Source organism: Desulforegula conservatrix Mb1Pa, assembly GCF_000426225.1.
Classification (GTDB): Bacteria; Desulfobacterota; Desulfobacteria; order Desulfobacterales; family Desulforegulaceae; genus Desulforegula; species Desulforegula conservatrix.
The window spans coordinates 1-13,178 of record NZ_AUEY01000096.1 but is presented as its reverse complement, the minus strand read 5'-3'; the positions used below and the strand labels follow the sequence as shown (position 1 = coordinate 13,178).

8 protein-coding genes and 1 riboswitch are annotated in these 13,178 nt (G+C 45.6%); of the genes, 7 read left to right on the top strand and 1 reads right to left on the bottom strand.

From position 1 onward, the window contains the following. Nucleotides 1-249: 249 nt before the first annotated feature. From K245_RS0119040 to K245_RS0119030, 3 genes are all read left to right on the top strand, one after another. Entirely contained in the window at nucleotides 250-777 is a 528-nt protein-coding gene (locus tag K245_RS0119040; RefSeq protein WP_027360478.1) for a gamma carbonic anhydrase family protein, read from the top strand. A 233-nt stretch (nucleotides 778-1,010) separates the two neighbouring features. Further along, nucleotides 1,011-1,880 carry a DMT family transporter gene (locus K245_RS0119035; protein ID WP_051284424.1) on the top strand — a complete coding sequence of 290 codons (870 nt, stop codon included), beginning with the start codon at nucleotides 1,011-1,013 and terminating at the stop codon, nucleotides 1,878-1,880. A 258-nt stretch (nucleotides 1,881-2,138) separates the two neighbouring features. Continuing rightward, a complete protein-coding gene (locus tag K245_RS0119030) occupies nucleotides 2,139-3,092 on the top strand; it encodes a SphA family protein (RefSeq protein WP_027360476.1) in 954 nt (317 codons plus the stop codon). A gap of 89 nt (nucleotides 3,093-3,181) precedes the next feature. On the opposite strand, the gene K245_RS0119025 is transcribed toward K245_RS0119030, so the two are convergent. Beyond that, the gene (locus K245_RS0119025) at nucleotides 3,182-3,388 is read right to left on the bottom strand and encodes a hypothetical protein (protein ID WP_027360475.1); all 207 of its coding nucleotides are present in this window, start codon (nucleotides 3,386-3,388) and stop codon (nucleotides 3,182-3,184) included. A 139-nt stretch (nucleotides 3,389-3,527) separates the two neighbouring features. Further along, nucleotides 3,528-3,605: riboswitch (Fluoride riboswitch) on the top strand. Nucleotides 3,606-3,674: 69 nt separating this feature from the next. On the opposite strand from K245_RS0119025, the gene K245_RS0119020 reads away from it, so the two are divergent. The 4 genes from K245_RS0119020 (at nucleotide 3,675) to K245_RS27430 (ending at nucleotide 13,172) form a co-directional block, all read left to right on the top strand. Continuing rightward, on the top strand, nucleotides 3,675-5,057 hold the full coding sequence (locus K245_RS0119020) for a voltage-gated chloride channel family protein (protein ID WP_027360474.1): 1,383 nt from the start codon (nucleotides 3,675-3,677) through the stop codon (nucleotides 5,055-5,057). A 774-nt stretch (nucleotides 5,058-5,831) separates the two neighbouring features. Further along, nucleotides 5,832-12,146 carry a beta strand repeat-containing protein gene (locus K245_RS26990; protein WP_051284422.1) on the top strand — a complete coding sequence of 2,105 codons (6,315 nt, stop codon included), beginning with the start codon at nucleotides 5,832-5,834 and terminating at the stop codon, nucleotides 12,144-12,146. Nucleotides 12,147-12,354: 208 nt separating this feature from the next. Then, entirely contained in the window at nucleotides 12,355-12,834 is a 480-nt protein-coding gene (locus tag K245_RS0119005) for a hypothetical protein (RefSeq protein ID WP_027360472.1), read from the top strand. A 47-nt stretch (nucleotides 12,835-12,881) separates the two neighbouring features. After that, nucleotides 12,882-13,172 carry a transposase gene (locus K245_RS27430; RefSeq protein WP_084156436.1) on the top strand — a complete coding sequence of 97 codons (291 nt, stop codon included), beginning with the start codon at nucleotides 12,882-12,884 and terminating at the stop codon, nucleotides 13,170-13,172. The last annotated feature ends 6 nt before the right edge of the window (nucleotides 13,173-13,178 follow it).

The window sequence follows — 13,178 nt, the reverse complement described above, 5'->3', positions numbered from 1 at the left end:
ATGATTCACAGACTGATTTATGTTGCTCTTAGGACTCCACCCATGCCATCAACCATGCTTTCTATGGCTGAAGCAGAGTGGTAATCAGAATTATTTTTGACAACATCGCAAAAAGTCCAATTACCGTCATTCCGGCTCAGGCCGGAATTCAGAAGTGGTTGAAAAAACTGGATGCCGGGTCAAGTCCGGCATGCCGACACCGCTCATTTTTGACTTTTTGCGACACCATCATTTTTGGAGGGAATCACCATGATCTATGAATTCTGCGGAGTAAAGCCTGAAATCCATGAGTCCGTTGTTCTTGCTCCGGCTTCTTCTGTAATGGGCAGGGTCAGAATAGGGGAGAACTCTTCTGTGTGGTTCGGAAGCGTTCTGCGCGGAGATACCGAGAATATTGTAATCGGCAGGGAATCAAATATCCAGGATCTTTCAATCATACACGCAGATCCGGGCGCTCCTGCCGTCATCGGAGACAGGGTTACTGTCGGACACAGATGCATTATTCACGGATGCATAATTGAAGATAATTGCCTCATAGGTATGGGCTCGATAATTATGAACAGATCAAAAATCGGGAAAGGAAGCATTATAGCAGCGGGTTCCGTTGTTCTTGAAAATACGGTAATACCTCCATATTCCCTTGTCGCCGGAATTCCAGGTGTGGTTAAAAGGACCCTCGGGCCGGATTCTGAAAAGCAAATAATCATGGGTGCTCTTCACTATGTGGAAAAGGCTGCTCAGTATTCGTCCGGGCTTGTTGAAATTGGGCGCAGATAGCAAACCGGTTTTTTGAATGAGATGTCTGCAAACACCTTGCTAAAAAAAGGCGGTTTTAGTATCGCTCTGTTTTTGCAAACCATTAAGGACTGACAAGGTCGCAAAAGTCCGATTTTTGTCATTCCGGTGCAGACCGGAACCCGGAGGGGGCTGAAATTACAAAGATGCCGGATCAAGTCCGGCATGACGCTGATGCCTTTTTCTGGTTTTTGGGCGAGGCCATTAAGGACTAAATGTTTAACGAAATGACAGGCAAGGCTCCCAACCGTCCCATAGCCGGGGCTTTAAATATTATAGCCGCAAGCATCATGTTCGCATTCATGGGCGCTTTGATAAAAAAAGCCTCGGGCAGCCTGAACAGCGGGATGGTTGTTTTTTTCAGAAATTCGATAGCTCTTGTGCTCATGCTGCCCGCTCTTTTAAGAGGCCGGAGCGTAGGCGGTCTTAAAACCGGAGAACTTGGTCTGCACATGGTGAGAAGCCTTTCTGGTCTGGCAGCCATGTATTTTTATTTCTACACGCTCACCAAGCTTCCGCTTGCAGAGGCAGTTCTTCTTTCATACACTAGCCCGCTTTTTATTCCTTTTGTGGCTTATCTTTGGCTGAATGAAAATGTTAGCAAAAGACTGATAGCCGCAATGCTGATAGGCTTTGGCGGAGTTGTCCTCATTATGAAGCCCGGCACAGGAATGTTTCAGGCAGCCGCATTCTTCGGCCTTGCAGCAGGGGCTGTCGCGTCGATTTCCATGGTCAGCATAAGGCGGATGGCTTCCACAGAGCCTCCATTCAGAATTGTTTTTTATTATACTTTGATCGCGACATTTGCGTCAGCTTTTCCATTGCCATGGACATGGATAACTCCTGATCCTGAGTTGTGGCTGGTTCTGCTTGGGCTGGGTGTATTTGCCTGCCTTGGCCAGCTTTTTGTAACAAGGGGCTATACACTCGCGCCTTCGGCCCAGATTGGGCCATTCACATATTCCACAGTTCTTTTTGCAGCTATTCTCGGATTTATTTTCTGGAATGAGAAACTGGATTTTTTTACGCTTGGAGGAGGTGTGCTGATTCTCATTGCCGGTATTCTTGCAGCAAGAAAAGGCTGACATAAAAAATGTGGCTATGCATGATTTTCATTTGTGAAGCTCGGCTGTCCGTTTTGTTGGAAAAGTCCCTTAAAAAAAGCCATCAAGATTTGGGCCCGTCCACTCTAAAAAATATTATCCGTTTTTCTCCTGTTTCCACAGTTGTAAATCTCACCTCAAAATGCTAATCGAACCAGATTCTGATATTAGCTAAATAATACGGCTGGTTGTAGTTTGCTGCCGGCATTTTTTTACGAAGGTATTTCTAAGGAGAAGAGGATGAAAAAAATAATTGTTTGTCTCATGGCTATAGTTCCCGCATTCTTGATATGCGGTTCAGCTTTTGCCTATGATCTTCCGTCAGTGAATCTCGGTTTTACAAGCTTTCTTGACGGTGGCCCTCCGTCTGGCCCGGGGCTTTACCTTTCCCAGTATTTTCAGTACTGGGGATCAGAAACCTTTACCAACGCTGACGGTGATGATGCTTTTCCTCCGGCCGTCGACGAGGAACTCAATGCATGGATATCCATGACCCAGTTCATCTATCAGTCAGACAAGGAGCTTTTTCTTGGCGGAAAAGGGGGGCTTAATATCATGATCCCCTTTGTGAATCTTGATATGAGCTACAACACCTCTGGCCCGTTTCCTGAAGATAATTCAGGCGGAGCTGGCGATATCCTGATCGGGCCATATATCCAGTGGGATCCGATCATGGGTTCAAAAGGCCCTGTTTTCATGCACAGATTTGAATTTCAGATAAATGTGCCTACTGGTAAATACAGTGATGACAAAGAGCTTAATCCAGGCAGCAATTTTGTGAGCTTTAACCCTTACTGGGCTTTTACCGCCTTCATAATGCCAGGATGGTCATTCTCTTCGAGGCTCCATTATCTTTATTGTTTCAGCAATGACGAGCCTAACAGGGCATATGGGGATGTCAAGGATACCCAGGCTGGTCAGGCCTTCCATGCGAATTTTGCGACAGAATATGAAGTAATTCCAAATATGCTGAGGCTTGGAATTAACGGATATTATCTTAACCAGTTCACTGACATGAAAGTCGATGGAATAAACATGGCAGGATCAAGGGAAAAAGTGTTTGCGATCGGCCCTGGCGGAGTCTTCCATTTTTCCAAGGATGATCATCTCTTCCTGAACGTATATTTTGAGAGTGAAGCCGAAAACAGGCCTGAAGGCACAAGAATCAACACAAGATATGTTCATCATTTTTAGTCTTTAGACTATGGGTGCGCGGAGTTTTTCCGCGCACCACCTAATTTTATAAATGTGGCAGATGCATGATCAATCCAAATAATTATCAGTCAGATTTTTATCACAAATGGCAAAACAATCAGAATTCCTCCGATAAGTATCAGCAGCCCTGTGTTTTGAATAAAGTAAGGGAAAACGCAGAGTATTATCCCTGAGATCAGTGGGATGATTTTCCCCTGTTTCTTACCATAAACGAAATAGCCCATTCCGAAAGATCCGAAGAGCATTCCCCACATCAATGAACCGAAATCACCCATTAATTTACCTCTTCACAGTTTTTATTCAGATATGCATACTTATACTAACCGTGAGCCGTTTCCAAACTAATACTGCAATTGACTCCGGCATGAAAATTTATCATTGACTCATTCAGGCCTGTTTTATATTGTTTCCCAGAAACTAAGAGGCGATGGAGTTCGCCTGAACCGCCGGTCGACTTGAATTTAAAGCCGCGCTGATGACTCCTGCTAAATGAAAAAAATTAGCGGGCATTGGCGTGGCTTTTTTGCGTTTTAAGCCAGTTTATTATTTTGAGGAGAAAATATGCCTTTTCGCTGGAGTCCCCGTGAACATTTATCTCTGGCCATATATGTTTTGAAGTGGCTTTGTCTGTCTTCTCCTGTCGGAGCTGTGGTCGGCTCTGCCTGCGCCCTGTTTTTATGGTCTCTTGAAAAAGCTACCATGGCAAGATTCGTGGTGCCCTGGCTTTTATTCGGTCTGCCTTTTGCAGGAGCAGGAATCGGCCTTCTTTACAGCCATTTCGGAAAGCCTGCCGAAGGCGGCAATAATTTACTGATGGACGCTATCCATGGAGAGGATATCGGTGACAGCGCTATTGTTGTCCCTCGTCGAATGGCCCCGCTTATTCTGTTTGCAACAGTTGTCACCCATCTTTTCGGCGGATCCGCGGGACGCGAGGGAACTGCCATTCAGATGGGCGGTTCAATTGCCTCGGCTATGGGGCGATGGCTGAATGTCGGCAAAGATGACATGAGGATTCTGTTAATGGTTGGAATATCAGCCGGTTTTGGAGGCATTTTTGGAACTCCAATAGCAGGAACCGTATTTGCCATGGAAGTTCTTGCTGTTGGAAGAATGAATTATGATGCAATGATTCCCTGTCTCATCGGCGCAATCATAGGAGACCTATCTTGTGTAGCTTGGGGAATTCATCATACCCGTTATTCCATTTCAACGGCAGCGTTTTCGCTCCACAGCCTGTCATGGATTCTGGCTGTTAAGACAGCATTTGCCGCCATTCTTTTTGGCATGGCAAGTGTTCTGTTTGCTGAGATGACACACGGTATCGGGAATATTTTCAAAAGGTTAATCCGTATTCCATATTTACGGCCGGTTGTAGGTGGCGTCCTTGTAATTGTCCTGGTTTATATACTCGGAACAAGGGATTTTCTTGGCCTTGGAGTTTTTTCTCCCGAGCCTGGGTCAATTACCATTTCTTCATGCTTTTCAAATATGGGAGCCGATAACTGGAGCTGGTGGTGGAAAATGCTTTTTACAGCCATTACTCTTGGAAGCGGATTCAAGGGCGGTGAAGTGACACCTCTTTTTTTTATAGGGGCCGCTCTTGGGAATGTGCTTGGAAGAATTCTCGGCGCACCCGTGGATCTTTTTGCAGGTCTTGGTTTTGTGGCAGTGTTTGCCGGAGCAGCCAATACTCCGCTGGCCTGCACTCTTATGGGCATAGAGCTCTTTGGCTCACAGTATGCCATCTATTTTGCCATTGCCTGTTTCCTGTCTTATCTGTGTAGTGGCCATTCAGGGATCTATCTTTCTCAGATGATAGGTTCCCCAAAACTGAAATCACCTCATCTTCCTCCACTTGCCACTCTTCGTGTCGCAAGGGAATTAAGGCCTGGCTGGATAAATTTTCATATAAGGCGGGGCGATGAAAATAAAAAAAAATAGTGGTAAAAATATAGGGTGCCGCTAATAATTAGAATTTTTGATGGGTAGCAATGAAGCGGCGCACTTATATGAGGTGATAAATTAGGATTCGAGTTCGACGCTGAGATCTCGCCGCTCGCATTTCAAAATAAGTATTTTTTAGTTAGTTAGCTAATTATCAGACTTATAAAAAATACTTGCATGGCTATTTTTTTGGAACAAAATTAATATGCCAGCCTGTTTTGTTAAAGATCAATAAAACGCCATTTAGTTATTCTGTCTTTAACTATTTATTATTCTTGATTATATAAGAAAATATGTAAACTTCAATGTGCTATTCTTTATCATAACGAATACTTAAAACAATTTATCACCCTCATTTTATGTTTTCGGCCTTTAAGACGCGCCCTGCCAAAATAGCTGAACAATTTTATTACAGATTGAAAAAAGCAACAAAAATAAAAAAATTGCTTTTTATAAAAAACAATGTTTTTCTTTTTTTGTTTTTGGGTACCCAGATTATCAAGGTGAAAGGTGCCTGTGATTATTGCGATATAATAACAGGGTGTCTATAAAAATTAGAATTTTTGATGTGATAGATAGCCCAAATGAATCAGCAGCGTCGTACTAAGAACCGAAGTTTATTCGGTTATAAATGAGGATTGTAGTACGTTGCTGGCACAGCCTGATTGAATTTCGGCAAAAAAGAAGTTTTCAAGGGCTCCTTAATTCAGCCGCATTAAATATCGAGCCCGACTCATTTATATATTATTTTTTTTAACAGGTAAGAGTATTATGAAAAAAGGTCTGTCAGAAAGAATCAAAGCAGCCAGAAAGTCCATTCCAGCCATTTTTTCTTTTTTCGCCCTATCCGCAGCGCTTCTTTTCTCATCACTTTCCTGGGCAGATCAGGTCAAATATGGCCAAACACCAGTAGGCATTACAGCTTCACAGTGGGAAAGCATAAAATCCCAGATTGAGGCAGACCAGTACAAGGCCGAAGAATGCGATGAAGGCCTTCGTGCATTTAACAAGTCCCAAAACTGGCAAGCTGTTTTTGACGGCACAGGTTTTATTGTGGCTCCATCTGAAAAGGAATGGAGCTGGGGATTTTCCCTTAAAGCCTATGGAAGGGGAGAAGCTTGCTGGAGGATTATGGGAAAGGCCGGTCTTTCATCAGAAGGCGGATATATTTCTGCTGTTTGGGATTCAAGCCTCACTGAGTGGTGGATAAACGATAAAAAAGGTCTTGAGCATGGATACACATTAAAGGAAAGGCCATCAGGCGATGAAGTAGAACTTGAGCTTACCATGGAGCTTAGGGGTAACCTATCGCCGCGTCTTAATAAAGACGGAAAGGGCCTTACGCTTGTGAACGGACTTGGCAGGGAAATTGTGACTTACTCAGGCCTGACTGTAAAGGATTCCAAAGGCAGAAACCTTCCTTCCCGCATGACCGTGAGTAATAATTATGTTGGTTTCGTGGTGGATGACAGGGACGCCATTTACCCAATAGTCATAGATCCCCTCGCCCAGCAGCAGGCATACTTGAAGGCTTCTAACACAGACGCTGCTGATTCCTTTGGCTATTCAGTCTCTGTAAGCGGTGATACCTTGGTTGTGGGTGCGTGTGGAGAGGCCAGCAGCGCAACAGGAGTAAACGGAGATCCGAGTGATAATTCAGCTTCCGGCTCAGGTGCGGTCTATGTTTTCACAAGAAGCGGCACGACATGGTCTCAGCAGGCATATCTCAAAGCCTCGAATACAGACGCTGGTGATAGTTTTGGACGTTCTGTAGCTGTCAGCGGAGATACTATTGTAGTGGGGGCGAGTAACGAAGACGGCAATGCTACAGGCATAAATGGAAATCAAGGCGATAATTCCGCTTCAAACTCAGGCGCAGCCTATGTTTTCACTCTAATCGGCGGAATCTGGTCCCAGCAGGCCTATCTCAAGGCCTCGAATACAGGCGCTGGTGATAGTTTTGGACTATCTGTAGCTGTCAGCGGCGATACTATTGTCGTTGGGGCAAATAACGAAGACAGCAGTGCTATAGGCATAGACGGAAATCAAAGCGATAACTCCGCTTCAAACTCAGGCGCAGCCTATGTTTTCGTTAGAAGCGGCACGTCATGGTCCCAAGAGGCCTATCTCAAGGCCTCAAATACAGGCGCTGGTGATGGTTTTGGAGATTCTATAGCTGTCAGCGGAGATACTATTGTCGTTGGGGCAAATAACGAAGACAGCAGTGCTATAGGCATAGATGGCAATCAAAGTGATAATTCCGCTTTAAACTCAGGCTCGGCCTATGTTTTCGTTAGAAGCGGCACGACATGGTCCCAGCAGGCCTATCTCAAGGCCTCAAATACAGGCGCTGGCGATGGTTTTGGAGATTCTGTAGCTGTCAGCGGAGATACGATAGTCATTGGGGCAATTAACGAAGGCAGCGGTGCTATAGGCATAAACGGAAATCAAACCAATGAGAACGCTCCAAACTCTGGTGCGGCCTATGTTTTCACAAGAAGCGGCATTAACTGGTCCCAGCAGGCCTACCTCAAGGCCTCAAATACAGGCGCTGGTGATAGTTTTGGACGTTCTGTAGCTGTCAGCGGAGATAGTATTGTAGTTGGAGCAAATACCGAAGCCAGCGGTTCTACAGGCATAGACGGCAATCAAGGTGATAATTCCGCTTCAAACTCGGGTTCGGCCTATGTTTTCGTTAGAAGCGGTACGATATGGTCCCAGCAGGCCTATCTCAAAGCATCAAATACTGGAGTTGATGATCAGTTTGGCCTCTCTGTCTCTGTTAGCGGAGATACGGTTGTCATGGGTGCGACTTCTGAGGCCAGCATCTCAACAGGAGTCAACGGGAATCAGGATGATAATTCTGCTGCAAACGCCGGAGCTGCCTATGTATTTTTTATCGATTTTGAGCCAACAGTAAGCTTTACATCTGCTTCACAGAGCAGCGCCGGTGAAAGTGGTACCATGACCATTACAGCCCAATTATCCGCGGCTAGTGCAAAAACGGTAACTGTACCTTTCACAGTAAATGCTTCAAGTACAGCAACCGGCAGTGGAACTGATTATAGCATCACAGCAAGCCCGCTCACCATTCCGGCAGGATCAACAACTGCTGATATAACCATTACAATAGCTGATGATGCAATTGACGAGAACGATGAGACTGTAATAGTAGATATGGGTGTACCAACAAATGCCACCCAGGGAGCAGTAACCAGCCATACCGCTACAATTACAGATGACGATTCCGCCCCAACAGTAAGCTTTACGTCTGCTTCACAAAGCAGCGCCGGTGAAAGTGGTACTATGACCATTACAGCCCAATTATCCGCTGTTAGTGGGAAAACGGTAACTGTACCTTTCACAGTAAATGCTTCAAGTACAGCAACCGGCAGTGGAACTGATTATAGCATCACAGCAAGCCCGCTAACCATTTCAGCAGGATCAACAACTGCTGATATAACCATTACAATAGCTGATGATGCAATAGACGAGAACGATGAGACCGTAACAGTAGATATGGGCGTGCCAACAAACGCCGCCCAGGGAGCAACAACCAGTCATACCGCTACAATTACAGATGACGATGACCACCCAGAAATAAATATACTTGGAGGAAGTGTATCTATCACAGATGGGGATACGACCCCTTCGGCCGCAGATCATACGGACTTCGGAGCTGCGGACATAGCCACTGGCTCTGTCAATAGAACCTTTACCATAGAAAATACCGGGTCATCTGCATTATCAATATCAGGAACTCCCAAGGTCGTGATCGGAGGAGCAAACGCTTCAGACTTCACAGTAACATCAGATCCTGCAGCATCTGTAAATGTCGGATCAAGCACGACATTTACGGTCAGGTTCGATCCTTCCTCCACCGGTCTTAAGACTGCCTCAATCAACATCACTAATGACGATTCAAATGAAAACCCATACAATTTTGACATACAGGGCACAGGAACATCAGCGCCTGTCATGGGCGTTGAGGGGAATTCCACGGCTATAGCAAACGGGAACAATTCACCCTCTGCCGCAGACCATACGAATTTTGGAACCATTGCAGTAACAGGATCGACCGTTCAAAGAACCTTCACCATCAAAAACACAGGATCTGCCGCTCTTAATCTGACAGGAGCCACAAAGGTCGCGGTCACAGGAGCGAACTCGGCAGAGTTCACTGTTTCGAGCCAGCCGTCGTCACCCATAGCGGCAACAAGCGGAACAAGCACATTCACAGTGACATTCGACCCGGCAGGCCCAAGCACAAGAACTGCTACATTGAGCATAGCAAATGACACAACAGGCACTAACCCATACACATTCGCTGTTTCAGGTGGCGGTATCCGCGGAATAATAGTTACGCCAACAAGCGGACTCACGACAACAGAATCAGTAGGAACGGCAACGTTCACCGTTGTTCTCGATTGCATGCCAACGGCAGACGTAACTATCAATATGGCATCAAGCAACACCTCAGAGGGAACAGTATCGCCATTTAGTCTGACATTTACGGTCGCGAACTGGAACACTCCGCAAACAGTGACAGTTACAGGCGTTGATGACTCGACATATGACGGTAATAAAAGCTACCAGATAATTACATCTGCGGCAATAAGCCAAGATGCCAATTATAATGGAATCAATCCTTCTGATGTATCGGTCACGAACACAGACAATGACAGCGCCCCACCGCCGCCACAACCACCTGATCCTTCAAATCCTGAGATTAGCTATAATAATCAGGTCATAGGCGCAGGCACTACCCTTCCGAACAACACTGACCACACAGGCGTGACAGTTTTGGTCGGAGGCACAATAACAAACAACGCCATCCTTACAAACCTCATAAACAGCGGAACAGTTTCAGGAGGAACAATATCCGGAAACTCAGGTAACCAAGGGCTTTTAAGCGGCGTAACTCTTTCAGCAGGAACGATACTTAACAACGCAGGAGGAACTGTTTCAGGTTCTGTAAATAATGGAACCATATTCGGAGGCACAATCTCAGGATCATTTACAAACTATGGAATATTATCAGGTTTCTCTCCGGCAGGGACTCAAGGTCCTTCAGGCACCCTAACTATAAGTTCGGGCTCGGTCATATCAGGAGGCCTGATTAATGGTTCTGTAACAAACCTTGGCACACTGAATGGTATAACCGTAGAATCAGGAGCTGTCATCAGTTTTACAAATGGTAGTGGAAGCTTTGGTGGACTCTCAGGATCAATTACGTTTTTAACCCAATCAGCCCAGGGAGGAGGATCTGTGCCAGGCTGCACCTTAACGATTCCCCAAGGCACGTCATGCCCTGACCCTGGGAGTTTCCAAACTCAGGGTTTTGAAATGAGCGGGGTAGGTATCCTTACATACGCGGTTGGCCATGGGTGGAATAGCGGTGTAGGGAGAACCTTGTCAAAATCAGGAAGATCAGACGTCTTTATACCAGAAATACCTGATGGTCACGCTCTTGTAGGAGGCATAGTTCTGTCAGAAACAGGCGCAAAAAGCAGTTCCGATATGACCGTTTCCATTCCATATGATAAAGCTTTGATTCCAGACGGTTACAGCGAAGATGATATAAAAGCTATGGCCTATGATCACTCGGAAAATATCTGGATAAGCGTTCCTTCAACAAGGAGCGGTGACAGCGCCATCAAATTGAGCACGAATCTCATCACAGCCTATGCTTTGGTTGTTGAAGTAAAAACTCCGCCTGTGCCAGGAAGTATATCAGTAAGCCAGATAATTGGAAACACGTCTGAAGACGGAAGCTTTGCAACCTTCACAGTCGTGCTTGGTTCTGCGCCTTCATCGGATGTAACTATAGGTCTCACAAGCTCTGACCAGACAGAAGGATTGGTGTCTCCTTCAAGCCTCGTTTTCACTCCTTCAAACTGGAATACACCGCAAACTGTTACTGTGAAAGGGGTTGACGATGATTCAGTTGACGAGGACCAGCCTTATTTCATTGTAACCGGAGCTTCGGTTTCGGGCGATCCTTCCTATAACGGGATAGATCCTTCTGACGTAAGCGTCGTCAACATGGACAATGACAAGGGAATCTTTGTCCCGACCCAGGTATCGCCTGAAAACGGGGCCTTGGATGTTCCCATGGCACCTGTTTTAAGCATGCAGGAACCTGCCGGAGCTATAACCAGATCCATAATCGAATCCATAACTGGTTTCGGGAAGCATGCAAAGACAAAATGGCAGGTGAGCAGAAGCTCTGATTTCGCTCCTTTTGATCTTGTTTTTTCAATAACGGCATCGACCAGCCTTTATTCGGTAACCGTTCCTTACCTTGCGCTCACCCCTGACTCGACATATTTCTGGAGGGCAAGATTTGTGGACGATAAGGGAAATGAGAGCGATTGGTCCCACTCATCTAAATTCACAGTGGTTCCTGTTAATCCTGACGACGCGGACAACGACGGAGTCGCTGATGCCTTTAAGATAAGCGAAGCAACAGACCTTGACGCAGACGGAACAGACGACGGAAGCCAGACAGACATGCTGAGGACAAGGACAGCCTCTTGTGATGTCATGATAGCGCTTAAAAAATCCACCAACACTCTTGCTGTTGAATCTTTCATATCTGGTCAGAATACCGATATAAAGACAGAAGGAGAACCATTAGGAACCGTTGAAACAAGAATCAGCGTGGCAGAAGTTGGGGCGGAAGCCGAAGTCCTTCTTTATTCATCAAAGGCTTTTGACAAGTCTTGCGGATGGAAGGCCTTTGACATTGCATCAGGCTGGTACGACTATTCACCCAACGCATCTTTCAGCAGCGACGGAAAATGCGTCACCGTGAAACTCAAAGACGGAGGCTACGGAGACTCAGACGGCTGCGCGAACGGGAAAATTGTTCACAAGGCAGCCCTTCCAAAGACGGACGCAAGCGTTAATGACCCTGAACCACCTGGCTCAGGGTCGGGCGGTGGCGGATCATGCTTCATAGGCTCAGTCTCAGGGAGTCAGAAGCGCTTGTTCTTCTGGTTTATGACTGCCCTGGTCGCGCTTCTAATAAGGAACATGAGAACGCGCCAAGATTCCCACGGAGATCGTGGGCATGAGTCATAAATTGTAATAATGGCAAACAGAAATAACAGGTAGATTACTTCAGAATCTGAAAGGTTTCATACAGTGGGGGGGAGCATATAAAACTCCCTCACTATTTTTCTCTCATAGTCTATTTAAAAAAATTAGCTATCATAAAAACTGACATAGCTTTTCTGGTGAGCCACAGATCATACAACCGAAACAGAAATTGCTCCGACTTCATTAAAGATTGATAGTAACAGGAGGAACGAACATCTTCCAAATTGAATCAGGTTCAGTTGTTCGGCTTTATGATGACTCAGCTAATTTTACAGGTATCACCGAATACAACGGATATCTTTATACGATAGCAACAAAAACGAAACTGGGACTTCCTCCAACATGCTCAATTCCGAAGATCCTTGATCCTGACGCAATGTCATCCATGGTTTCATGCCTGAACGACGTATTCACAGACAGGGTTCTTCTTGCGGTAAGGCTTCAGCCTGGAAAAATCGTTTTCAGAGAAATTTATACAATTCACGATATCATGATTCCAAACGGAATGGTTGCTAACGGGAAGGGCAACCTTATAATCGCAAACACGACTTTCATGCAAGGCGGCGGGATGATAAAGCTTGAAATATCCCCATCAGATCCTGAAACCATAACAACCCAGAGCGTATGGGCAGATTCTAAAAATGGGGTAATTGATCAACGACAGTTATAAATCCCCCCTGACGACAATTAGAATTCCCGCTTAATGCAAACCCGGTTATCCAATCTGGTTTCCAGCACGAACCCCATGTTACTGGAGGTGGTAAAGCAGCTGTAGAGCATCCATCCTTCAAATGGGTCAATATAATACTTGGTAACTTAAAAAATGCGCTCAAAGGTACTTATCATGCAATTAATCGCAAGCATGTTCCGCGGTACCTGGCAGAATTTCAGTACAGATTCAATCGCCGATATGATCTGCCGTCCATGATTCACAGACTGATTTATGTTGCTCTTAGGACTCCACCCATGCCATCAACCATGCTTTCTATGGCTGAAGCAGAGTGGTAATCAGAA

Coding starts and splice junctions, on each gene's coding strand:
- K245_RS0119035 (WP_051284424.1), top strand. CDS start 1,011: ATGTTTAACGAAATGACAGGCAAGGCTCCCAACCGTCCCATAGCCGGG.
- K245_RS0119025 (WP_027360475.1), bottom strand. CDS start 3,388: ATGGGTGATTTCGGTTCATTGATGTGGGGAATGCTCTTCGGATCTTTC.
- K245_RS0119020 (WP_027360474.1), top strand. CDS start 3,675: ATGCCTTTTCGCTGGAGTCCCCGTGAACATTTATCTCTGGCCATATAT.
- K245_RS26990 (WP_051284422.1), top strand. CDS start 5,832: ATGAAAAAAGGTCTGTCAGAAAGAATCAAAGCAGCCAGAAAGTCCATT.
- K245_RS0119040 (WP_027360478.1), top strand. CDS start 250: ATGATCTATGAATTCTGCGGAGTAAAGCCTGAAATCCATGAGTCCGTT.
- K245_RS0119030 (WP_027360476.1), top strand. CDS start 2,139: ATGAAAAAAATAATTGTTTGTCTCATGGCTATAGTTCCCGCATTCTTG.